A 1,654-nucleotide genomic window follows, 5' to 3' on the forward strand; every position below is an offset into this window, starting at 1 on the left:
GTGGTAGATACCACTATATTGTGGTAGAACATGCAGGTGCTTATAATCAGAGATGTAATACTTGTATCATTGCGGATTTGAATTTTGTAGCATCAATACATTATCTGATATCAGGAACAGGCCGATCCGCAATTTGTTTAAATTATAATGGATGTAACATTTATACCCTTCATTGCGAATCTGGGTCTGGTGCTGTAGGAGATATAAGAGATTTAGTACGCCATGCAGTATCTCCTTTCATCATTGGCGGAGATATGAATTCAACGCCAAGCGAATTATCAGATAATTTAAGAATAATGACCACAGGTACCAGAAGTAGGCCGGGAAATAGTGCTTATTTTGCCTGTTGTGGTATGCCAACACATATTTCAGGTCGAGAATTAGATTATTTCCTTATCGATAGCAGATTACAGCTAAAAACATGTGTACGAGGATATCATATGAAGGGTGGGGATCACTATCCTGTGATATTGGAGATTTAGTTAACCAATTATATTTTTCATAAACAAACAGTGTCACTGCGATATAAAATATTTTCCACCTGTACGGTTGAAGTTGATAAGGATTCTGTCAACAACCCCGATTGTCACTCCCCACATGTGCATTGCCTCATAGCAATACCAATACACATTCATAATTGCGAGTATGATACTCACGGCACGGAGAAAATCCATAATTTTTCCCAATGCTCTCAAATCATCTTCTTGTGCCATTGTTTTTCTATTTTGAAGTTATACTTTGATTTTACATAAAGCTGGCTTTCTCCATTGTTCAAGAAAGCCAATCTTGATGATACAACTAAAGGCTTCGCCCTTTGCGCTTCTTTTTCTTTCTGCGTAGTTCTCTGTCGAATGCTGCTTCCTGTGCCTCATTTGATGAACCTCCTCCAGACATAAGTCCAAGACCGCTGCCGTACTCGTCGAACAATCCTGAGCTTTGAAGTTCCTTCTCCAAGACAACGCCATCTTCCGTTGGAATGGTAAGCGGTATCGGTTGCTCATTCTCGTAATGCAAGGAGAAGTGCTCCTGAATGGCATTGGCAGAAAGATTCTTTCCAAGCCTTGAACCATTGAACACGCTTTGGGTGCGGTGGTCAATGAATGTTGCTCCGTAGATACGGCCGTCAGCTGTATGGCGGAAAACAACATCAATGCCCTTTGCTTTCAGCAACTCAACGAACTTATCCTTATGGTACGTCTGCTTCAAGACAGCTTCCACACTATGACGGGTCATCTCGGAGAGTTTCTTTTCCTCCTTGAACTTCTTGGCAGAATAAGCGAACCGTTTTTCTATTGCCTCTATACCGACAGATTTATCAATCTTGGAAGCCTTGAAAGGATTTCCAACCTTATTACCCTGTCCGTCCGTGGCAGAATAGACAAAACCATGATACTCACGACCGCCAACTTCGCCTCTGACCTCCTCCAAGGATATATTATATAAGGAAAGAAGTGCACGGTATTCGCCCAAGGACTGGAACCTGTAGGTAGCGCAGAGAGATTTTACGGTATTGGCAACCTGCTTTTTCACATTGCCTTGGCTTATATCCACCTTGCGGAGTGGATTGTCTGCCTGGCGTTGCTTGCGGTCCGCCTTGTGGAGATTGTACTTCATCTCCAAGTCACGAGTGATAGCCTTGCTCTTATGGTAGTTG

Annotated in this window: 2 protein-coding genes and 1 pseudogene; 1 reads left to right on the forward strand and 2 read right to left on the reverse strand. The window is 42.4% G+C overall.

What is annotated here, in order from left to right:
* On the forward strand, positions 1-482 hold a 482-nt coding region (locus tag KTQ90_RS13240; RefSeq protein WP_217318814.1), incomplete at its 5' end, for an exonuclease/endonuclease/phosphatase family protein.
* A 48-nt stretch (positions 483-530) separates the two neighbouring features.
* Here KTQ90_RS13240 and KTQ90_RS13245 read toward each other — a convergent pair.
* Together KTQ90_RS13245 and KTQ90_RS13250 are read right to left on the reverse strand one after the other, a co-directional pair.
* Positions 531-713: pseudogene (locus tag KTQ90_RS13245) on the reverse strand (YWFCY domain-containing protein); the annotation flags it as partial.
* Positions 714-798: 85 nt separating this feature from the next.
* Positions 799-1,654: relaxase (locus tag KTQ90_RS13250; RefSeq protein ID WP_217318815.1), on the reverse strand; the 856-nt coding region annotated here is incomplete at its 5' end.

Origin of the sequence: Leyella stercorea (assembly GCF_019052365.1) — a bacterium.
Taxonomy (GTDB): domain Bacteria; phylum Bacteroidota; class Bacteroidia; order Bacteroidales; family Bacteroidaceae; genus Prevotella.